Source organism: Thermovenabulum sp. (genome assembly GCF_049723235.1).
Classification (GTDB): Bacteria; Bacillota; Thermosediminibacteria; order Thermosediminibacterales; family Thermosediminibacteraceae; genus Thermovenabulum.
In genome coordinates this window covers 26749-49035 of record NZ_JBNARB010000013.1, presented here as the reverse complement: position 1 = coordinate 49035, position 22287 = coordinate 26749, and the positions used below count along the sequence as shown (strand labels likewise).

At 38.9% G+C, this 22287-nt stretch carries 15 protein-coding genes, 1 pseudogene and 3 riboswitches; all 16 genes and pseudogenes read right to left on the bottom strand.

Annotated elements, in window-relative coordinates; translation table 11 throughout:
* Positions 1–97: 97 nt before the first annotated feature.
* Entirely contained in the window at positions 98–1273 is a 1176-nt protein-coding gene (locus tag ACPLOV_RS07685; RefSeq protein ID WP_424910959.1) for an ABC transporter permease, read from the bottom strand.
* Positions 1264–1956 (bottom strand): ABC transporter ATP-binding protein, encoded by a 693-nt coding sequence (locus ACPLOV_RS07680; RefSeq protein WP_424910958.1) that lies wholly within the window; start codon positions 1954–1956, stop codon positions 1264–1266. Before ACPLOV_RS07680 ends, ACPLOV_RS07685 begins: the two co-directional genes overlap by 10 nt.
* Positions 1957–1974: 18 nt before the next feature.
* The gene (locus tag ACPLOV_RS07675; protein WP_424910957.1) at positions 1975–3585 is read right to left on the bottom strand and encodes an efflux RND transporter periplasmic adaptor subunit; all 1611 of its coding nucleotides are present in this window, start codon (positions 3583–3585) and stop codon (positions 1975–1977) included.
* Positions 3586–3935: 350 nt separating this feature from the next.
* Positions 3936–5243: pseudogene (gene ltrA, locus ACPLOV_RS07670) on the bottom strand (group II intron reverse transcriptase/maturase); the annotation flags it as partial.
* 556 nt (positions 5244–5799) lie between these two features.
* Positions 5800–8133: an S-layer homology domain-containing protein gene (locus ACPLOV_RS07665; RefSeq protein WP_424910956.1), complete on the bottom strand. Its 2334-nt coding sequence runs from the start codon at positions 8131–8133 to the stop codon at positions 5800–5802.
* Positions 8134–8415: 282 nt separating this feature from the next.
* On the bottom strand, positions 8416–10791 hold the full coding sequence (locus ACPLOV_RS07660) for a Lon protease family protein (RefSeq protein ID WP_424910955.1): 2376 nt from the start codon (positions 10789–10791) through the stop codon (positions 8416–8418).
* A gap of 142 nt (positions 10792–10933) precedes the next feature.
* On the bottom strand, positions 10934–12559 hold the full coding sequence (locus ACPLOV_RS07655) for a CTP synthase (RefSeq protein WP_424909517.1): 1626 nt from the start codon (positions 12557–12559) through the stop codon (positions 10934–10936).
* Between the two features lie 83 nt (positions 12560–12642).
* On the bottom strand, positions 12643–13275 hold the full coding sequence (locus ACPLOV_RS07650) for a nucleotidyl transferase AbiEii/AbiGii toxin family protein (RefSeq protein WP_424909516.1): 633 nt from the start codon (positions 13273–13275) through the stop codon (positions 12643–12645).
* A 178-nt stretch (positions 13276–13453) separates the two neighbouring features.
* Entirely contained in the window at positions 13454–13720 is a 267-nt protein-coding gene (locus ACPLOV_RS07645) for a hypothetical protein (protein ID WP_424910954.1), read from the bottom strand.
* 297 nt (positions 13721–14017) lie between these two features.
* Positions 14018–15403, bottom strand: a complete 1386-nt coding sequence (locus ACPLOV_RS07640; RefSeq protein WP_424910953.1) for a hypothetical protein — start codon at positions 15401–15403, stop codon at positions 14018–14020.
* Between the two features lie 15 nt (positions 15404–15418).
* Complete coding sequence (locus ACPLOV_RS07635) at positions 15419–16615, bottom strand: S-layer homology domain-containing protein (RefSeq protein WP_424910952.1); 1197 nt, start codon at positions 16613–16615, stop codon at positions 15419–15421.
* Positions 16616–16731: 116 nt separating this feature from the next.
* Entirely contained in the window at positions 16732–17934 is a 1203-nt protein-coding gene (locus tag ACPLOV_RS07630; protein ID WP_424909512.1) for a TasA family protein, read from the bottom strand.
* Positions 17935–18010: 76 nt separating this feature from the next.
* Positions 18011–18766, bottom strand: coding sequence for a TasA family protein (locus ACPLOV_RS07625; protein ID WP_424909511.1), 756 nt, complete (start codon positions 18764–18766; stop codon positions 18011–18013).
* 203 nt (positions 18767–18969) lie between these two features.
* On the bottom strand, positions 18970–19512 hold the full coding sequence (locus tag ACPLOV_RS07620; protein ID WP_424910951.1) for a signal peptidase I: 543 nt from the start codon (positions 19510–19512) through the stop codon (positions 18970–18972).
* A gap of 115 nt (positions 19513–19627) precedes the next feature.
* Positions 19628–19715, bottom strand: a riboswitch (cyclic di-GMP riboswitch).
* Positions 19716–20067: 352 nt separating this feature from the next.
* Positions 20068–20910, bottom strand: a complete 843-nt coding sequence (locus ACPLOV_RS07615) for a transglutaminase domain-containing protein (RefSeq protein ID WP_424910950.1) — start codon at positions 20908–20910, stop codon at positions 20068–20070.
* Positions 20911–20927: 17 nt separating this feature from the next.
* A riboswitch (cyclic di-GMP riboswitch) is annotated at positions 20928–21011 on the bottom strand.
* 73 nt (positions 21012–21084) lie between these two features.
* A riboswitch (cyclic di-GMP riboswitch) is annotated at positions 21085–21169 on the bottom strand.
* A 450-nt stretch (positions 21170–21619) separates the two neighbouring features.
* A complete protein-coding gene (locus tag ACPLOV_RS07610) occupies positions 21620–22261 on the bottom strand; it encodes an MBL fold metallo-hydrolase (protein WP_424908886.1) in 642 nt (213 codons plus the stop codon).
* Positions 22262–22287 lie beyond the last annotated feature (26 nt).

Below are 22287 nucleotides of genomic sequence, written 5' to 3'. Positions count from 1 at the left end.
AATAAATAAAAATTTATACATTTACAATTTTATCATACTTTCCCATCTTTTTATTATTACATTTTGACTAAAATAAAAAAAGCAGGGCATTCCCTGCTCATTCGTATCTTAACGCTTCCGCCGGATTCATATTTGCCGCCCGGCTTGCCGGGTAAAGGCCGAAGAATATCCCCACCAGCATTGAAAATCCAATTGATAAGAGTATAATCGACGGTGGAAATTTCACGCTTATATTTAGCGCATTTTTTATAAGGTAAGCCGAAATAACCCCGGTAAAAATACCGATAATCCCTCCGATACCGCTAACTACAACAGATTCTATGAGAAACTGTAAGAGAATATCAGTTTTCGAAGCGCCCAGGGCTTTTCTAATACCTATTTCCCTGGTTCTTTCGGTAACGGAAACGAGCATTATGTTCATTATACCAATGCCGCCCACCAGAAGGGAAATTGCGGCAATACCACCGAGCATTGCCGAAAGGGTATTGGTGGTCTTTTGCACCGTTTCTAAGATTTGCGTCTGGTCAAATATCCTGTAGGCTTCCTCGTCCCCTTTGAACTTTTTATTGAGATAATCGCTCAGGATGCTTTTTGCCGGATTTACCACCTCCGGGCTTTCCGCCTGAAGATAGACCTGATTAATTCGACTGCTGGAAGTTAACATCTTTGCGGTTGTAGCGGGTAACAGCACCACTTCATCTTCCGAGCCGCCCATCGTGCTCCCTTTTGACTCCAGCACCCCTATAACCGTCAGTATTTTATTTTTTATCCTTATTTCCTTTCCTACAGGATTTACATTGCCAAAGAGCTCCTCGGCTATAGTAGAGCCGATTACCGCTACGTTTCTCCTTAAATCCACCTCTTCTTCCGTAAAAACCCTTCCCTGCCTCACCTTTAAATTCCTTATGTCAAAATAATCCCCGTTAGTCCCTATGATATTGACATTGTCGTATTTATTATTTAAATAAACCACCGTCTGCCGGGTATTTACCACCGGAGCTGCTTTTTGTATAAAGGGTATGTTTTTCAGCTTCAAAGCCTCTTCGTAGGTAAAGGTGTTTAAAAATCCCCTGGGAGATATATTTACTGATATTAAGTTAGACCCGAGATTTTTTATATTTTCCGTTATATCACTGGCCGACCCCTGGGCAAGGGATACCAATGTTATAACCGATGCCACCCCTATAATTACCCCGAGCATGGTGAGAAAGGACCTCAACTTTTTCCTTACAAGGCTCCTGTAAGCCATTTTAAAGTGTGCAATTACCGGCATTTTTCTCTCTCCGCCCTTTCATCCCGGACTATCCTGCCGTCCAGTATTTCAATCCTTCTTTTGGTCCTTGCGGCTATCTCCCGATCGTGGGTAATTATAACTACTGTTTTTCCTTCCCGGTTTAGTCCCTCCAAAAGATCGATAATTTCCCTTCCCGATCTGGAATCCAGGTTGCCCGTCGGCTCATCCGCTAAAAGAAGCGGTGGATCCAGTGCTAACGCCCTCGCAATGGCTACCCTTTGCTGCTGTCCCCCCGAAAGCTCTAAAGGCTTATGGTGCATTCTGTCCGACAGCCCTACAAGACTTAAAAGTTCCCTTGCCCGGGCAAGCCTTTTTTTGGGGCTTATATTTGCATAAATCATGGGAAGTTCCACGTTTTCAAGTGCAGTAAGCTCGGCGATCAGGTTAAAACTTTGAAAAACAAAGCCGATTTTTTTGTTTCTTATTCTGGAAAGTTCTAAATCCCCGAGCTTACTCGTTAGCTTTCCTTCAAAGTAATACTCTCCCGAAGAAGGCACGTCGATAAACCCGAGAATGTTCATCAAAGTGGTTTTCCCCGAGCCCGAAGGGCCTATTATAGATGCGTACTCCCCGGCTTCTATTTTTAAATTTACGTCTTCCAGCACCGCAAATTCATTTTTTTCTTTACCGTAAACCTTTCTAACACCTTTCAGCTCTATCAATATTATCTCCTCCCGTCACTATCTTCCCTGCCGGATCATGATGGGCGGCTGGTTCATCCTTCGATTCTGAAAGGTGTTGCTGGTGCCCGATTGAGAAGCGGTTATCAGCACCGTATCGCCTTCCTTCAGCCCTTCCAGTATCTCCACGTACTCTCCGTTGGAAATTCCTACTCTTACTTCTTTCATGGTAGAATTGTTCTGGTTATTTTTCCCATTGTTTCCCTGATTATCGGCAGGAACTCTTACAAAGTATCTGCCGTTTATCGTCCTTAGAGCAATCTGCGGCAATATAAGCGTATTTTCTTTTTGCTCAAAGGTAATCTCAACCGTTGCATTCATTCCGCTTTTTACTCCATCAATTGGCTCAGCTACAACCGTCACCTCATAGGTGGTAACGTCGTTCTGGGTAACCCCTATGTTTGAAACCTTTTCTACTGTCCCTTCTACTGCTCTATTATTTAAAGCATCAAAGGTAATTTTCGCCTTCATTCCGGGTTTTATCTTTACCACATCTACTTCATCTACCGAAAAGGAAATCTTCATTTTTGAAAAATCCGCAACGGTCAACACACCATTGCTGGAATTTACCTGAGACTCGGTAAGGTCTTCCCCTTCTTTAATATTTAAATCAATTACTTTTCCATTAATGGGCGAGCGGTATATGAGGTCTTCCCTCTGCTTTAATTTTTGCTGATAATCCAATTCTGCCTGCTGAAGGGATAAAAGCGATGATTCTATTTGCCTGTCGAGATCTTCCGAGCTTATAGTAAAAAGTTTTTCCCCTTTTTTAACCTTCGAATTTTCCGTTACATAAACACCGCTTATGTACCCGGCTATTTCCGCTTTTACATCATAGGTTTCGGGTGCCGAAACATAACCCTGAGCAATAGAATACTCTGCACCCTTATCGGTATATACCGTCACCGAAACAGGAATTTCCTGTCCTTCTATGTAATAACTTCCATCAACAATAATTTCTACATAATAATATACCGCTCCCGAGCTTTGAAGCTCTCCCTTTTGAGGAATACTTTTGACTTTCCCCTCTACAGTGTACAGGGAATCGGTAAAAAGAACCGAAGCTTTCTGCCCTACCTTCATATTTTTTATCTGGTTAGCATTAAACGGCGCCTTTATTATGGTAGAATCGGGATTTACCACTATTGTTGCAAGGGTTGTGCCTTTGTTTACCTGATCCCCCGTCTTCACCGATATTTGCTTTATGTATCCTTCCACACCGGATACCACATCTTTTTTATTTTTATCCTTCAAGACGCTTTCAGCCGAAAGCCTCTGCTGTCTTAATGCAAGTTCTGCCTTTCTCAAGGATAAATCCACGTCTTCATTTGCAAGTTCAAAAAGGATATCTCCTTTTTTTACCTCATCTCCTTCTTTTACGTATAGCTTCTTTACAGTTCCCGCTGCCTTAGGGTAAATGGTATAGATGCTGTTCGGTTCCACCCTCCCCGAGCCCTTCACGCTTGAAGCTATATTCCCCCTTATTACCTTAATAGGGTAAAACACTTCCCCTGAAGCACTTTTTGCTTTATTTTTGTTAAAAAAATAAAAAATTCCGGCTCCCAAAAGAGCTACAACCAAAAGAGCCGCTATCCACCTTTTATACTTCAAACCCATCCCTCCTGCAAAAATTGTTTTATTATCAAACTATAGATATATTATACGATAAAATTTTAATTTAATTGTGATTATTTTATATATTATTTATTAAATTTTTGTGAGGAAGGAGGTGGGTTTGGGGAATGAGATTTTTAATGAGCTTCCTTATGTTATTAAATTTTTCTATAAAAATTTTTTTCGAAATTAATAAGTGCTGTGATTTGAAGTATGCTATCCAGCTTTTACCTAAAATTTCATTAAAAATTTTGTCCTAATCGAGTAGGAGGTAGGTAATTATTTTACCTATCTCCTCTCACACCACCGTACGTACCGTTCGGTATACGGCGGTTCATCAGAATTTATTATGCCATCGAAAGTCTCTTCGTTAGACTTAAAAAGCCTTCCTTTTCAAGGTATTCGTTAGTTATGGAAGTTGCTAATATCTGGCTGTTGGATATCCTCCAATAGCCTTTTCTTGTATTGGCATACTCCCATGCTTTCACATCGTTTATCCCTAATCTGACTAAATTGTCATGCTTCGTCTTTATCTTCTTCCATTGCTTCCAGTAGCACATCCTTAGTCTCCTTCTTATCCATCCATCCAGTTCCCTTGCTGTGTTCTTCATATCCGCTATTTTAAAGTAATTTACCCATCCTGTTATCAGCTGGTTTAGTTTCTCTTTCCTCCATTCCATGCTTCTCCCGTTGCTCCTTGATGTGATTGCCCTAACTTTATCCTTGAATCTCTCTATGGGCTTTTTATGGATGAAGTTCCTGACTTCCCCTCCTTTTATGTAGAAGGAGAATCCTAAAAACTTCCTCTTACTGGGTCTATCTACGGCACTTTTGTTCTTGTTTACTTTCAACTTTAGCTCCTGCTCTATATACCGGGTTATGCTCTCCATTACCCTTTGTCCCGCTTTCTTGCTTTTTACGTATATGTTGCAGTCGTCTGCATACCTGCAGAATTTGTGCCCCCTTCTCTCAAGCTCTTTGTCCAATTCGTCAAGCATTATGTTGGCTAAGAGCGGGCTTAATGGCCCCCCCTGCGGTGTCCCTTCTTCATTCTTCACTTTTATTCCGTTTAGCATTATCCCAGATTCTAAATATTTCCTTATTAGCTTGAGCACCCTCTTGTCCCTTACTTTCCTCGCTACTAATGACATCAGCTTGTCATGGTTTACTCTGTCGAAGAATTTTTCTAAGTCTATGTCCACTACCCAGTTGTTGCCTTGCTTTATGTGTTCTCTTGCCGCCATTATGGCTTGATGCGCTCCTTTACCATGCCTGAATCCGTAGCTGCTTTTTGAAAAGCTCGGGTCAAATATTCGGTTGAGCACCTGCGCTATCGCTTGTTGTATCATCCTGTCAAGCACCGTAGGTATCCCAAGTAGTCTAACTCCCCCATCTGGTTTGGGTATTTCTACCCTCTTTACGGGTTGGGGCGTGTATCTCCCCTCAAGTATTGACTGCTTGATTTCTTTGCCATGTTTCTTCAGATAAGGTAGAAGTTCATCTACCTTCATTCCATCTACTCCATGGCTCCCTTTATTGGCCTTTACTCTCTTGTATGCAAGGTTCATGTTTTCACTGTCAAGTATTTCCTCAAGCAGCCTCTCCTGGACTTCCTGCATAATGTCCCTTCCTCTCTTTGATGCCGGAGGAATACTCAGCGCTCCCGCATTACCTCAGGGTTCCACCCTTACTTCCTGCGGTCAGCCCCCATTTCCATGGGGTTGTCTGCTTTCTTTGCATCCCTCTCGAATCTCTTAAGTCTCCGGAACTTTCTGATGTTCGGCCCTTCTACAGGTGTTCATGACCACCTATATACTATGGCCTCTGCTGACTTCTGATAGTTCAGCCATACATCGCTGTATGGGTTGCCGTTTCGATTTCTTCTCCACAGCGTCCCTATCAGACCTCCGCGGGTAAGCTCGCGCCCCTTCCTCCCATATATCCGCTGCATTTACACCGTAAGCCTCGGATAGCATTGGACTTCGTTTTGTTATGCAAACTCGTCCGGCTTACATATGCCTTATATGCAGTTCCTGTTCGTCGGACCGGGATTTTGCTTCCGGCTTCCTTCAGATTCCACCTCGCGGTGGACACCCTTGCCTTCAGCTAACGGTTGGTGCTATCAACCCCCGTAATGGACTTTCACCATCAAGGTCGCGGGCATGCCGCGCGCACAAAATAAAGGGGTGGATATTCCACCCCTTGCATTATTTACTGTTCTATAACTATTATTTCAATTTTTACATCAGTATTCTTATAAGCTTTTACTTGGCTACCATCTACATAATCTGTCTTAACTACGATATCATCCATTGTAAGTTTATTACCGTCTTTATCAAATACTGTTACTGTTGAAGCCAAATCATATACTGTTCCACCGATATTAATCCTTGTTGATGTCTTTGCTAATACTTCATCTTTAGGAACATTTATAATATCTTCTATTTTTGTTACTTTACCATCCTTGTCGATTGTTAAGGAATAAACTCCTTTAGCAGTAGTATAGTCTGCATAATTTAAAGTGGAGTCATATGCTACTGATGTTCCATCTAATTTAACTGCATAGAACCTAGCTTTATTGTCTGCAATTTTGGATACCGATTTAATAAATACTTTTGTTCCTGTATCTGTCTTAGAAGTTAAAGTTCCTTCAGTAATTAAATATTTTACATTGTTTAAATTATCATCTGATACAAGAACCTTTAATGTTACTCCTGTATAATCATAATCTGCAAATTTTACTACTTTTACAGTACTACCATCAACATTGTATACAACTGTATCGGAATTAATGTAATATGTTGGTGCATTGGCTTTTGTTAACTTATTATTTGTAGTGTCTACAGTATAACCACTCAATATCGTTAAAGTAACTGGTGTAGGTTGAGCATTGATTTCGTTCTTTTCATTAACTGTATACTTAACAAATCCCGGTGCTATTGCATTAAAATCAATATAACCATCATCTACTTTAGATTTTTCTACTGTTAATACTGCTGTTGTGCCATCGGGCTTAACCATTTTTACCTGATAGGATTCTACACCAAAAGCTCCGTATACTTTTCCAGTAACGGTAATATAACCGTAATTTTCAACTGCTGTTGTTGATACTTCTGCTAATTTAACTATTTTATTATTTTCTCCAAGTAATGCTTTTACGTCCTTACCTAAAAGGCTGTCCGCTGCATTAATTACTTCATATTCTACTCCACCGATAACGTATTTACCATCTTTGATTTCTGTGAATTTGCCACTAACAGTCTTTCTAATTACATACAATTCCATTTTGGCTTTTGTTTCTTTGTCTTTTGCTATATAGAGGACATCATCTTTCTTGATGTTTTCGAGCTTTGCAGGAACTCCATTTATTTTTACATTAACTTTACTTAAATCTACTTTACCCTCATCATCAGTAGTAAGGTTTATTGTGGATCCTTCAGTGTATATCTTTGTTGCATTAGCTACAACATCTTTTGCTACTACAACAGGTGCGTCATAATACTTAACTATTAAGTAATCATATGTTTTGTCAGAATCGGTATCAATCAAAGTAACCTTTGCTCCAGTTTTTATGTCTCCAAAATTAACATCATATAGTGTTCCATTATATACCATTTTAGCATTTGTAGCTACCTTAAGTTCAGCATAAGGAGTTTTATCGTCTTTCTTATAATACACTATTCCTGAAACTGAATCCTTAGATGCCTCTACTGTAACAACATCTCCTTCAACTTTTGTAACAACGATAGGTTTATCATCTTTTTCAAATACAGTTACTTTTCTGCCCAAATAATCATTGAAATTAATTGAACCTGCTGAAATTGTACCTTCCTTAGTTACAACCTTACCAGCTTCTACATTTGAATCTACTTCCGGAGTAGCAATTACGGTATATGTAGCTTCTTTAGCAATTTTTGATAATAGCAAAACATCCTCTACTAATCCTTCATTAGTACGTTTTACAGTTTTTGTTTTTAATGTGTTCATTAACATTGACGCAACATCGCCACGATTCGCTCCGCCAAGAGTTACAGTTACATCTTTTGTAATTCCAAGAGTTGAAGCTTTTACAAGATAATTCGTAGGCCATGTACCAGGAAGATCGCTGTCTTTATAGCCAAGCGCTCTTACCAACATTGTTAATGCTTCTGGATAAGATACAGTTGCTTCAGGTTTGAAGGTGCCATCGGGGTAACCAACAATAATTCCTAAGCTTGAAGCAACATTTATATAGCCAGAAGCCCAATGATCTGATTTTACATCTGTAAACATTGTAATTCCTTTTGAAATTTCTGCTGCATTATTTAATCCAAGAGAAATAACTATTAACTTTGCCATTTGAGCTCTTGTTACAACCACATCCGGTTTGTATGTGCCATCAGGATATCCATCTACAATGCCTAATGCTTTTAATTGCTCTACAGCCTGTTCAAACGGCTTCCCGGCTGTATCAGGAAACGTCGGTGCTGCAAAAGCAACGGGCATTAAGCCGAGCACTAACGTTGCAATAATCGCAAGTGCCAGCAGCTTCTTAATTGATTTCATACCCAAATCCTCCTTATTTTTTATATATTTTATTTTATTTTATAAAAGCTTGTATTTTCTTACTTATCCCCCCTCTCAAAGGATTGAGAAGATTTGATATTCCCCCTGAGCTTAACTTCTAAAGGTATTATAGCATTGGGGTTTCTTTTGCGTCAATAAGTTAGAATCAACTGTAAACGAAATGTAACATAGCGTAACATTTGTGAAAAATTTTTTTGGATAAGTTCCGGTATAAATTATATTCTTCATTTTTCAGGAAATTCCTTCCGAAAAGGTAAAATTTTATTCGCCGTCAAAAAATTCCTTGGCTTTTTCTGCAAGGTTTTTCAGGGCTTCCTTCACTTTTTGATGGAATTCTTCGGCTTTCATTTCCGTCATTATCTCTATTACATCGTCTATGGTCTCGGCGCAAAAGATGTGGAATTTGCCTTCCTTCACTGCCTCGAGGACTTCTTCTTTGAGCATGAGGTTATCAATGTTCTTTGAAGGTATTACTACCCCCTGAGTACCTGTTAGGCCTTTTATTTTGCAGGCGTGATAAAAACCTTCAATTTTATGGGTTACTCCGCCGACAGGCTGGACGTTGCCGTGCTGGTCCAGGGAACCGGTAATGGCTATATCCTGCCTTACGGGTATTCCCGAAATACTCGATAAGAGGGCTATTAGCTCGGCGCAGGTGGCGCTGTCGCCTTCCACTCCTCCGTAGTTTTGCTCGAAGGTAATGCTGGCAGAAAGGGCAAGGGGCATGTCTTTTGCGTATTTTTCTCCCAAAAAGCCCGAAAGTATAAGCACCGCCTTTTCGTGAATCTTGCCCGAGAGCTTTACTTCCCTTTCAATGTTTACTACTCCTGCATCGCCAAGATAGGTAGTAGCGGTGATTCTGGAAGGCTGGCCGAAGGTGTAGTCCCCTACGTCCAGAACGGAAAGTCCGTTCACCTGCCCAACCTTTTGCCCCGAAACTTCTACTATTATTTCGCCTTTTTCTATCATTTTCAGGAGTTTTTCTTCCACCCGGTTGGAGCGGTAAGCTTTTTCCTCAATGGCTTTTATTACATGCTGTTTTTTTACCAGGTCCGATCCTTCTATTTCCGCCCAGGTGCTGGCTTCGTACAAAAGCTCCACGATATCGTTAAATCTTGTGGAAAGTTTGGTCTTATCCTCGGCAAGCCTGGAGCTGTAGTCAATTACCTTTGCCACGGCTTCTTTGTCAAAGTGTAAAAGTCCGTCGTTTTTGCATATGTGGCATATGAAGGCAGCGTAGTTTTTCAGGTTTTCCTTTGTCTTTTCCATTTCCACGTCAAAGTCTACGCGGATTTTGAAAAGTTTTTTGAAGTCTTCATCGTATTCGTTTAAAAGGTAATAGTAAAGGGACGGACCAATTAGTATTACTTTTACATCTACCGGAATGGGCTGGGGTTTTAGTGATACCGTGGGTATTACCCGGTACTGCTCTCCTATGTTTTCTATGCGGGCTTCCCCGTTTTTAAGGGTGCGCTTTAAGGTGTCCCAAGCAAAGGGGTCCTTGAAAAGGTCTTCCGCCTGGATAATGAGGTATCCCCCTCTTGCCCTGTGCACCGCGCCGCTTTTTATCATGGTAAAATCGGTAACCACAGTGCCGAAGGAGGCCTTGCCCTCTATTTTCCCGAAAAGGTTGTAGTAGGTGGGGTTCGTCTCTATAATCACCGGTGCACCTTTTGTGTTTCTGTTGTCTACAAAAAGGTTCACTCTATACCTTGTTAAAAACTCCTCTTTTGGAATTCCCTGGGTAAAGATTGCGGTAAACTCGTTTATTTCTTCGGTTTTGTCCCTGGTCACCTGTTTTAATGCGGCTAAGTTTTTTATCATGTCGTCTTTTACTTCCTTCAGGTAGTTGACAACGCCCTCAAATTCGGCGTATTTGGATATTACTTCCTCAAAGAGGGGATTTACCGCATCGAGAGCAACTTTTCTTTCCAATTTCATCAGTTCTTCCCTGGCTTCTTTGTCCACCATCCTTGCCCTGCGCAGGGCTTCGTCCAATTTGGGCTGTAAACCTCTCCCCTTTTCTTCAATTTCCTTTCTTTCCTCCTCGGAGAGGGAATCAAATTCCTCCTGGCTCATGGGCTTACCTTCTTTTAAGGGCACCGTTATAAAACCCTGGGGGCTCCTTTGAATTATAAAGCCTTCGGCTTTCGCCTGTTCGTCTAACTTCTCAAATATTTCAGCGGATTTTTTCTGGTATTTTTCCACTATTTCCTGTCTCTGTACCTCGAAGGATTCATCGTCAAACACCCTGTGTATTTCCCTTTTTACCTCGTTTACGAGTTTTTCCATATCCTTAGTTAATTCGTATCCCATGCCTGCCCTTAAAAATAATGCTGTTGGTTTTTCGGGTTTTGCAAAGTTAAAAACGTAAACTATATCCTCGGGAACGCTTTTTTCTTTTGCCGCTTTAGAGACTGCAAGCCTGGCATAGGTGGTTTTACCGGTACCGGTAGGCCCGCTTATGAATATGTTATAACCCTTTTTCGTTATTTTAAGGCCGAATTCCATTGCCCTTATTGCCCTTTGCTGCCCTATGATGTCGGAGATTGGCTCTAACTGGTCGGTGGTCTCAAACTCCAGAAGGGAAGGGTCGCAATTTGAGCAAAGGTCTTCAAAGGTAAGTTTTTTCAGCATAAAATACCCCCTTTCGATAACCTTGTAGGTTCCGGAAAATTATCTTCTAATTTTTATGATATTTCTATTCTATTATAATAAGAGCCCGGAGACAATAAAAATTGTAATAATGTATAAAAAAACCGGAGATTTTTCTCCGGTTTTATCCTTCAATGAGTTTTTTTCTGTAATCGAGAGAGGCCTTAATAAACTCTCTAAAGAGGGGATGGGGCCTTTCCGGCCTTGACTTAAATTCGGGGTGGAACTGGGTCCCGATAAACCAGGGATGGTCTTTCAGCTCTATTATCTCTACAAGCTTTCCATCGGGGGATATTCCCGAAACTATTAGCCCGTTATTTTCCAGGATTTCCTTGTAGTCGTTGTTGAATTCATAGCGGTGCCTGTGGCGCTCCTCTATTATTCCTTCTTTATAAGCCTCAAAGGTTTTTGTGCCCTCTTTTACCATGCAGGGGTAGTGGCCCAATCGCATGGTGCCGCCCTTTTTCTCTATGCCCCTCTGCTCGGGCATAAGGTCTATAACGGGATGGGGGGTATCCGGGGAAAATTCGGTGCTGTGGGCATCCTTTAAGCCGCAGACGTTTCTTGCAAACTCTATCACCGAGCACTGCATCCCGAGGCATATCCCAAAAAGGGGAATCTTGTTTTCCCTGGCGTACTGAATTGCCTTTATTTTTCCCTCTATACCCCTGTCTCCAAAGCCTCCGGGAATCAATATGCCGTTTATTCCCTCAAACACTTCCTTCAGGTTTATATTTTCTTCCTCTAAGTCTTCCGAATGCACCCATTTTATAAACACCCGGGCGTCGTTGGCAATGCCCCCGTGGTTTAATGCTTCAACTATGCTGAGGTAGGCATCGTGAAGTTCCACGTATTTTCCCACAAGGGCGATATTCACCCTGTTTTTCGGATTTTTTATCCTGTTTACAATATCCTCCCACTCCGTAAGGTCCGCCTTCATGCCGTCAATGCCGAGCTTTTTTGCCACCACTTCGTCGAGGCCTTCCCTTTGAAGTATGAGAGGAACTTCGTAAATGGTTTCCGCATCATAGTTTTGAACAACGGCTTCGGGTTCCACACTGCAGAAAAGGGCGATCTTTTCTTTCAGCTCCTCGGAGAGGGGCTTTTCCGCCCTGCACACTATTATATCCGGCTGAATTCCAATGCTCCGGAGTTCCTTTACGCTGTGCTGGGTGGGTTTTGTCTTTAATTCTCCGGCTTTGGAAAGATATGGCACCAATGTGACGTGGATGTAAAGGACGTTGTCCCTGCCTATGTCGGCCCTGAGCTGTCTTATTGCTTCCAAAAAGGGAAGGCTTTCAATATCGCCCACCGTTCCCCCTATCTCGGTAATTACCACATCGGGGTTTTCCTTCCGGGCAATGTTTAAAATCCTTTCCTTTATCTCGTTGGTAATGTGGGGTATTACCTGAACAGTTCCTCCCAAATAATCTCCTCTTCTTTCCTTCATCAGCACCGTCCAGTAAATCTGCCCGGTGGTTACGTTGCTGTCCCTTGTCAGGTTTACGTCGATAAACCTTTCGTAGTGCCCGAGGTCCAGATCCGTTTCCGCCCCATCCTCGGTTACAAAAACCTCCCCGTGCTGATAGGGGCTCATGGTACCCGGGTCCACATTTATATACGGATCAAATTTTTGCATGAATACTTTTAGCCCTCTTGCCTTCAAAAGCCTTCCCAAGGAAGCTGCGGTGATGCCTTTTCCGAGCGAAGAGACGACTCCACCGGTTATAAATATAAACTTGGTATGCATTATAAGTCCCCCTTGAAAAATTTCCGTACATAAAAAAATCCATACACTCTATTTTAGAAAAATAAAAAGGGGGTTGTCAATAATTATCGGTTATCCTTACTAATGCTTTTTATGTAGTTACTAAAAAGCTCAAACGCCTCTGCAATTATGGATTTATCAAAGATTATAAGCTTTTCTGCTTCTTCTTTATATAAATTTTTAATTTTCTCCCATCTTCCTTTTATAATTTCAATTTTAGGAAGGATTATATTGCTGTATTCCTGCATTTTATCCCATTCATTCTTTAATACCACCGCTGTATCCACTATATCTCTTACTTTCAAACTCTCGGGTCTGTAAAAAAGCTTTTTAATAACTATCTCCCACGGTGTTTCCATCATAATTAAATGATTTAAAATTTCTCTTTTTATATACCAATCCCGGGTTAAATGAGGTGCTAATATGAAATCTATTTCCCCATCGCTCATTTTTATCTTAACAAAATTGGACATTTCGTTGTAATCCTCTATACCTTCTATGTATGAATTCAGCCGCGGTGTCAAAAGTAAAAGGTGCTGAGCATCCTTCAAAAAAATATCCACATCAAAGCTCTCCCGGTGATGGTAATAAACGGTTAAAGCGCTTCCTCCACCAAACGACCATTCATCCTCAGCTATACCGGCTTTCTCTATAATATCAATGGCTTTTTTTAGTAATATTAACCAGCCTTCATTCATTAAAAACATCTCCCCATCTAATCTCAGGCTTTTTCTATAGAATTATAACTTACCCCCTTTCCCCCCTGTATTTTATTTATTTAAACTAAATTTTTTACATCTTTTATTTTAATTTCAACACACTGCTTAAATTTTTACAGTATATAAATTAATTTTCTAAATCCTTCATAAAACTTTTTTATTCTTCTTCTTTTATTAGCTCCTCAATATATTTATTGGGATAATATTCTTTTATGAAATTTTCATAGTAGGATATTAATTCTTTTTCGGTAATCCCGTACTTTACCATAAATTTTACCATATCCTGAGGGTGGACATCCGTAAAGAAATTGAAAATCTGGACGATGTAATCTTCATCGAATTTCATGTTTTTTATCATATCTGCCAACTGTCGCTCTTTTAAGTAATTTTTTGTCTGGGCGTTGATGGTGGTTTCAACAATCATTGTAATTCCCTCTTTAATAAGTTGATTTTATGTATATTATAAATAATTTTTAGAAATATTTCTATATTTTGCTATTCAAAAAAAATTGACCTACCCCCTGTCAAGTAGACAGTGCTTTTACCACGTCTATCCTGCAAGGCTTCAAAACCGCCGTTTTCATATACCTGATATTTCTGAGCAGTTTCAGCGTAATTATTCTCCCAAAAAAATATGCCCCTCCTTATGTTAAACAGTTTTATTATTTTAACTGTCTACCACAAGGGGGCATATTATTAACAGGGGTTAATATTTATATGTTTAATTTTTATTTTCATTTATTTGAGTGGAACTTTCAACCGCATTGTCGTTTGTAATTCCTGTACCCGAATTATTTTCATTGGTATCCAGTGTGGTATTTTTCGTTTCAGAAGACATTTCAGTAATTATTTGCTGAGGCGTTTTAGTATCAGCATTTATTTCATTATTTTGGTTTATACTGGAATTTTCTTCACTGGCTATTGATTCACTTTCATTTTCTCCATTACCTTCTTCCGGGATTTTTATAGTGCCTTCTTCATTGGACACTTCCTTTGTGTTTCCTCCTTGCTCTGCCTCCTTTATTATTTCTTGCATTTGTTGTTGAAGTTGATTTTTTTCTTCATCTTTTTTTCTATTTTCTTCTGCTAATCTCTCGTTTACACTTTCTAATCCCTCTATTCTTTTTTCAAGTCTTTCTATCTCCTCTTTTAGTTCTGCGTTTTGCTTTTCAAGTTCCTGTTTCTCTTTAAATAGTTCTTCTTTTTCTTTTTGTAATTTTGCGTTTTCCCGCAGCATTTCTTCTATTATCATATTTTGCTTTTCTATTTCGGCATTCTTTTCATTAAGATTAATTACTATTTTTTCTATGTAGTTATACATTCTTTCTATATATTCCCTTAATCCAGGCACAATTATGTCTATTATATTTTTTTGTTCTTCTTCCAATTGTATTTTTTCAAAGGGATTTATTGTATCTTTCGTGAAACGCTCCACCCTGGGGGATTCTGCTATTTCCTGCCACCTGATATTGCCCGCTATCTCCTCGATTATTTTTGCTGTATGCTCCTTCATTTGTTTTTCTAAGTCATATTTTTTGTTTTTATCGTAGCTTTTTTCCTCTGCTCCCGTCAGCATAGCTGCCGCCTTTGCCCACAGGAAACTATTTTCAAATTCTACGGGGTATTCTTTTACTATAAACCCGTTTAAGTACTTTAGAGTAATTATACCTTTAGTAGTTCCGTCGTAGTTGTTCCACAGGTATACTAGGTCCCTGTAATTGAATTTTAGTTTTATAGGTATTTTTATTTGTCCATTATTATCTATTTCTAACGGGTTAATATGGAGAATGTAGTCGGTTATTCTACCGGTTTTGCTTTTTTTGTTTTCATCTTCTAAGGTGAAATATATTATAAAGTTCGGTTTCATGTCTTTTGCTTTTTTTACTATTATAGTATCGGGGTTTAGATTGGTCTTTTTCCCCCCGCTTGTAGTGAAAAGTTCTTCTATTATGTCTTCTTCAGATGCAGCCTGCACTTGAAAACTGTATTCAGCCCTGGATGTGAACCACGCTGCTGTTTTGTCATTAATTAAAAATGTAGTGCTTATCATTAATCCTGAAAATACAATTATTAAAGCTCTCGTCAATGTGTTTTTTATCCTATTCAATAGATCTCACCTCCTCTATCTATCGGTATTTATATGCTGCTGATGGTACCCCAGGAGTTTGCATATTATTGTGAAGGTTTCTGCCCTGGTGATACTGTCTTTCGGTCTTAGTTTGTTATCAGAATATCCCGTTATTATTTGGTTTTGTACCGCCGCTTTTATGGGTTCCAGTGCCCAGGGCCCTATCTGGTCTTTGTCTTTAAAGCTGAGTTCTTCGTCCTTTTGGATATTTTTTTCAAAGGCTCTTACGAGTACAGTTATCATTTCTTCCCTTGTTATGTTGTTTTGGGGTTTGAATACATTCCCGGGATAGCCTTTGAAAATGCCTTTTTTTGTTGCTGAAATTATATAACCTTTTGCCCACGCAGGCAAAGTGTCCTGGTAGGGTATATCTCCTTGTTGTTCATCCAGGTTTAATGCTCTTGCCACGAGCACCGCCGCTTCCGCCCTGGTAATAAAATTATCGGGTTTTATCGTGCCATCAGGGTATCCTCTTATTATTTCATGCTGCAATAGTGCCGTAATGCAGTCCTGAGCCCAGTGCCCGCCTATATCCGGGTATTGTTCTATTGGTTCTTCTACCAGTTCTTCTTCATCTTCTCTTTCTCTTATTACGGGGTTTTCATTTATGTTCACAAGAAATGCTACAGTGGCTTTCAAACCCTGCATATCGTTCCCGGCGTTTTCGTCCATGTGTACACTGTATTCTAAGTCCGTATAGTCGTTTTTAGGAATATTAAATTTTAAGCTGTCCGGAAGGCCGTATCCTCTGTATCTTTCATTTCCTTCTATATAAAGAAGGTCGTAAAAGCTTCCGTTAAACAGGGTTTCTGTAAATACCAAGAACCTTCCTTTTTTAATGGTTAATTTCATATTCTTTGCAAAAATATCATACAGGCTGTTTTCGGGAGAAATTTTTTCGCTTACCAGACCATCTGCTTTTTCCAAGTCTATTTTTATTCCGAAATTTTCTACCCTTACTCTCTCTCCATAATTATTTAGAATTCTCATGGTGCCTGTCTTACTTCCCCCAGGAGCCCAGATTCCACCTCCAAATATTGCTTTTCCCGTAGAGCCCTGACCAAACACATTTAATATAACATCGGGGTTACCGTTAGTTGCAAGCAATATAGTATTACTGTTAAAAACAAAAATTAGTATAGAAATAGTAGCACAAACCGCTACAGCATACCTCATTCGACTATTATTCAATCCACTATCCCCCCTTCCTTTTTATAAAATTTCTTTTGCATTTTAAAACTTATAGTTAACTTTTTTAAAATAGGGAGGCTTATATCTTCAGCCCCCCTCTTCCTATTTTTAAAAAATTAATGTATATACGTCACCTGGCCTGCAATAACCTCAGCAGTTTGGTTAGGATTGCCATCGCTAAATTTGAACTCATAGCTCATTGGTAAAAGTTCTATATCTTGAGTAAAAGGAATCCATGAGCCACCATAAGAAGGATGAAGAGATGTGCACTTACCGCTAAGCGAGTGTACTTTCCCCGTCTTAAAAATAATTACAGGATTTGCAACAATGTTATACGAAATACCTGCCGTGTAAGCTCCTTTATAATACATTTTGAAATAATAATCATAGGGAAGAAGCTCGGCTTTAACTTCACCATTTTCATCCGTTGTCCCCAAAATCCTGTAGCTTCCATCTACCGGTCCAGGATAATCAGGTGCATAACTAACAGTAGCCACTGCTCCAGGAATAGGCTGTCCGTCGCTTCCTACAAGTTTCACCGTTACCGGGGATGTACCGAAAACAAAAAAGGATTGATTCCTAATGTCCTGGGTCACTGTTTTAGTATAGCCTTTATATGTTATTTGAACATGAGTTGTTGAAAGATTTGGTGGAAATATTGACCCAATACTTCCGCTGCTGTCGGTGGTGCCTAAGGAAATCCATTTTTGCCCGTTCCAATAACTAAATTCAGCTCCGGGAAGCGGATTTCCCAGACTGTCCATTATCATGACCGTAGTTTTATTCGTTTGGACTGCATGTATCAATAAATTGCAACTAAGTTCTCTGCCCTGATAAGAGTTATCTGCCGTTTCATCCATTTTGATTTCTACAAAAAAGCTGGTTTCTTCCTCAGGAGATAACCTTTGTTCAAAAGTAAAAAATCCTTTTGAATTGAAAAAAAGATCCGATAATTTGCCATCAAATACAATAGTGTCTCCAAATCTTACTTTTATCCCTATTACCCCTGCCAGTTCTAAGTTACCTACAGCATTTTCGGCGCTTATTCTGTAAATTTTTAAAGGAAGGGTGCCCATATTTTTCAATTCTATAGGCCCTAATTCTCTACTTTCATTTGGTTGCATATTCTTAAATTGCAGGGTTGCAAATCTTTCCTTTTCAAAGGTTCCATCAATTTTACCTCCAAGGTGCAGCGTGCCGGTCACAAAAGTATTTTCAGTGCTTTCTGCCCTGCTGGTAAACCATGCCATGGTTCCCATTCCAATCAGGCAGAAAACAACAACAATGCTGATAATAGCAAGAAAAATTTTAGCTTTCACATCCTACACCTCTTTCAAAGATTAGTGTTTTGGGGTGAGTTGTTGCTCACCCCAAGATTAGATTCTCTTTATTGTTTTATTGTTTATCAATTTGCTGATTCAACCAACTCAAATGATTAGTAAGACTTTGATATTCATCATGCTGGGCATCTAAAGCTGCAAGGGCTCCTGAGTCTAATTGTGTAGCATTTACCTCATAAGAAATATTTATGGGATTAATACCTTCTGCATCCCCCTGGTATTCATTTCCTGCAAGAGGAGCCAAACCCAGAACAAATGTAAACTTATATTTATTGCCGGGTTTCAAAGCCCCCATTTGAACACCAGGGCCAGCTCCCATTGCGTTGTCATTTAAAAAGTTCTTTAAAGTTATAACTCCAAGCGTTGGATCAATAAGGTTGTTGTAATAACTTCCATATAAGCCTGCTCCTACACCGTCTTTAATAAATTCATCAGTAGTTTCCCACGTTGAACCATCAGCTCTTAAAAACTCCATTTTGGCGTATTTTATGTAAATAGCCTCTGCCAATTTTGTCGTACCGTTCTCCACTGCAGGAGAAACATTAAATTTTCCAAACCATGCAAGGTTTAAAGTACCATCATTTTCTATTACTAAACTTACCTCTTTTGTGGTATCTCCTGGCGCCATGTTTCCAATATTCCCAAGATCAGCAAAATCGGATAAACCATTTTCATTTAATTTCAATGTTCCCGAAGTAAAAGTATTATTCTGGCTTACCGCCTGGCTTGTAAACCATGCAAAGGTCCCCGCTCCTATTCCGAATGCCAATAAGGCGATTAGTATCAAACTTATAATTATATTTCTTCTCATTTCGGTTGCCTCCTTAATTTTTTCATTTTTTTGAAAACCCTCTTAACAATTCTACATACTGTGATAAAATTGTATTAGGAGTATAAATATTTTGTCAGGTTATCTCCCTTTAGGGAATAACCTCTTTTTATTTTATTATTTTTATCATCACCCCCTTTTTGTTTCTTATTATTCTATCCCCGATTTGCTGAAAAACTATGTTTTTATTTTTGTGTATTGCTTTGTTTTATAAGTGTATTGTAGACATTTGTTACTTCTCCGGCTAAAAGAAGCAAACCGGGAATTAATATCATAACTAAATATCCAATGGGTGTTTTGGCATATCTTCCTATATACCCTGCATAGGGGATTTTTATTTTCATTACACCAATTATATTGTCTGAAGTTACAAGCTTTGAATCTTCCACATTATTCGCATCACCTTTTGTTTCAAAAAGTCTTTTGCCATCTTTATCTATTATTTCTGTTACTCTATGGGTAATTAAAACATTGTCATTTGTAATAAAAGTAATAATATCTCCTTTTTTTATATCATTGGGATTAACCTTTTTAATTACCACTACATCTCCTGGCATTAATAAAGGAGCCATACTTCCTGATAGCACTGTTAGAGGTTTGTACCCTAATACGAATGCCATTTTGGTATTTTCTGTTCTTGTTTGATAAATCAAAAGAGAAGAAAAAACAATTAATATAACTAACGCTGTTGTGATTAGGATATTTATAACCTTTAATATAATTTTCATTAATATCCTCCTTGTAACTTTCCATTTAAAGCATTCTTTACTATTTATATCCAGTTATTTTGTAAAATATGTAAATAAAATTGAATTTTTACACAAAATAAAAGACCCAATCCGTTTAAGATTGGGTCGGTTGCACCATTGACTCAGTATGTCCCCATAGGTGCCCACATTAGAGGACATACTTCATTGTCCCCCAATTTATATATTGTTATATAGTTATTTATAATAAAATTAATGACAATATCAAAATAACAGTCTTTCCATTATATGTCAATGTGTTAATTTTGTTGCTTTTTGTAATAATTTGTATTTTTAAGTGCTTTTGCATGATTGTAAAAATTAAAGTCTTCTATTAAATTTCAATTGAAGACCTTATATATTGTCCATTTTATTTCCTTATCACTGCCATAATTTACATCATATTAAGCTTAGCAGAGGCTTCGGGTTTTTTTATATTTATTTTTAATTTTTTTATCCTTCTTTAAAATTTTTTATCTTTTTTTATTCCTTCTCGTTTTACTTGACTATATTTTAATTTTTATTTTTATATCTTTCTTAATATTCCTCTATTTTGAAATGGTTTCTGTTGAAATATTCGTTATCAAAATATTCCTCTTCACCTACAGCACCGAATGTAGTATCTATGTTTATCCATTTATTTTCTTCTTCGCTAAAAAATTCATTCCATGTATGTAATCCCTGAAAGTCCCCAAGTTTCCCCTCCCCCTTGACGAGTTTCACCTTCACTCCTGCTGCCCGCCCGAGGGCAGCGGTTAATGCTGCAAAGTCGTAGCAAACCCCTTTTCTCGTTTTCAAAGTATTTAAAGCACCGTAGACGTTATTGTAATTTCCCCTTTGATGTTCTGAGTACTTTTCAAAGTCGTATTCGATATTTTTTACCACCCATTCGTAGATCGCCCTCATCTTCTCTATGTCAGAATTTTTACCTTCCGTCAATTTCTTTGCCAGCGTAATTATTTCCGGCGCATCGCTTTCCACATCCTTTGAAGGCGTCAAATACTTGTCCAACTCGAGAGTATTAATAACCTTGAAAGTTGGCCCATAGCTGTATTTTCTGTCGTATTCATGCACCATCACGCTAATCGTGTATTCTCCTTTTCCTTCCGTTAGCCATAAAGTCTTTTCAAATTTTTTATCATCATTTAAGTCGACATTATACCATATTTGTTTATTTCCCTTTCTGACAAGGATTTTTATTTTCTCTTTTGATGTATTCCCCGCAATACATACTTTTCCTTCCACTTTTAATGGAGGTTTAATTATAATTACACCATTTTTTTCTATTTTTTCTAATTCGTCAGCAAAAATGATAGACATAGGTATAAATATAAATACTAACAAAAACAGGCTTATTAACAGAGCCTCTATTTTTTTCATTATAATTGACCCCCTTTTTCGGCAGCCCGGCCGTCATAGCAATTTGCCTTAGACCCGTGGCTTTGCGCCTCCGCCTTTCGACGGATTTGCCTTTATCGAAAGGATGAGCACAAAAAACTTAAAAACCCTTTCCGGTATTGCCGAAAAGGGTTATATTCTTTCTATTCTTAAAGATTCGGCAACCCGGCTGCCATAGTCTTTTGACCTTAGGCCCGCAGCTTTGCGCCCCCGCCTTTCGACGGGTTTGCCTTTATCGTCTTTATATTCTATTTAATTTTAAATCTTTGTAATTTAATTTTATATTTTTTTGTATTTTCCGTCAATAACATCTTATTTAGACATAATTTCTGCCATTCTTTTTTATTTTATATTTCCACAATAAGTATTCCATAAATATCTACAAAAATAACGACCGCATTTAATCATGAATTTTAAAATATCCTCATCCGTGAAAAAATCGAATATATGAAATTCTTTAATGTTATTATAATTAATTTTTCGAAAAACTTCTATTTTGCTCAGTAAAATTTTTATTATCGTTTTTTAATTTTATGCCCAAACAGGTATGCACTTATTTAAAATCATATGTTTTGGAGCATATGTCATAAAAAAATCCCTGGGTTTAACAGGGATTGAAGTATACTTTACATCAGTTTCAAGGGAAGTTTATTAAATTTAATAACAAAAAAAGCAGCGAATTTGCTGCTTTTTATTCGTATTTTAAAACCACCACACGATTTACCTCGCCCTTGAGGTCATCCGCTGTGACCTCCAAGGTGTTGGAATCCAAAAATTCTCCTCCTCCTACCTTATCCAGGAATTTGTCTACGGGGTCAATTGGCATGCTTACTGCCGGAGTCTTAAAGTGCATGGGCACAGTAATCTTAGGTGAAAGCTGGTCCTTTACCGCAAGAGCCCCTTCCGCATCAAGAGTGAAAGTTCCGCCTACCGGGATTAAAAGCACATCCACCCTGCCGATTTCTTCAATCTGGGATTTGGAAAGAAGATGTCCTAAATCTCCCACATGGCATATCCTTACTCCATCTATTTCATACACAAAGATTATGTTCTGGCCCCTTTTGGCACCCTTTGCTTCGTCGTGAAAGGCAGAAATCCCTTTAATGCTGACTCCGCAGGTGATGTACTCCCCCGGAGCTTTTATAATGGTGGGGTCTCCGTGAACCGCTTCCACATAGTTGTGGTCATAGTGGTCATGGCTTACGGTGACCACATCGGCTTCAACCTTGGGTACTTTATATCCCACGCTGCCGTCAAATGGGTCGGTGACAATCTTGGTGCCCGCCACGGACTCCAGCATAAAGCACGCATGACCGAACCATCTTATTTTCACAGTTAAAAACCTCCCTTTCTTTCCTC

What these genes read in the sequence shown, in the direction of transcription:
- ACPLOV_RS07625 (WP_424909511.1), bottom strand. Translation starts at nt 18,766, where the DNA reads ATGAGAAGAAATATAATTATAAGTTTGATACTAATCGCCTTATTGGCA.
- ACPLOV_RS07665 (WP_424910956.1), bottom strand. Translation starts at nt 8,133, where the DNA reads ATGAAATCAATTAAGAAGCTGCTGGCACTTGCGATTATTGCAACGTTA.
- ACPLOV_RS07645 (WP_424910954.1), bottom strand. Translation starts at nt 13,720, where the DNA reads ATGATTGTTGAAACCACCATCAACGCCCAGACAAAAAATTACTTAAAA.
- ACPLOV_RS07620 (WP_424910951.1), bottom strand. Translation starts at nt 19,512, where the DNA reads ATGAAAATTATATTAAAGGTTATAAATATCCTAATCACAACAGCGTTA.
- ACPLOV_RS07685 (WP_424910959.1), bottom strand. Translation starts at nt 1,273, where the DNA reads ATGCCGGTAATTGCACACTTTAAAATGGCTTACAGGAGCCTTGTAAGG.
- ACPLOV_RS07655 (WP_424909517.1), bottom strand. Translation starts at nt 12,559, where the DNA reads ATGCATACCAAGTTTATATTTATAACCGGTGGAGTCGTCTCTTCGCTC.
- ACPLOV_RS07615 (WP_424910950.1), bottom strand. Translation starts at nt 20,910, where the DNA reads ATGAAAAAAATAGAGGCTCTGTTAATAAGCCTGTTTTTGTTAGTATTT.
- ACPLOV_RS07660 (WP_424910955.1), bottom strand. Translation starts at nt 10,791, where the DNA reads ATGCTGAAAAAACTTACCTTTGAAGACCTTTGCTCAAATTGCGACCCT.
- ACPLOV_RS07650 (WP_424909516.1), bottom strand. Translation starts at nt 13,275, where the DNA reads ATGAATGAAGGCTGGTTAATATTACTAAAAAAAGCCATTGATATTATA.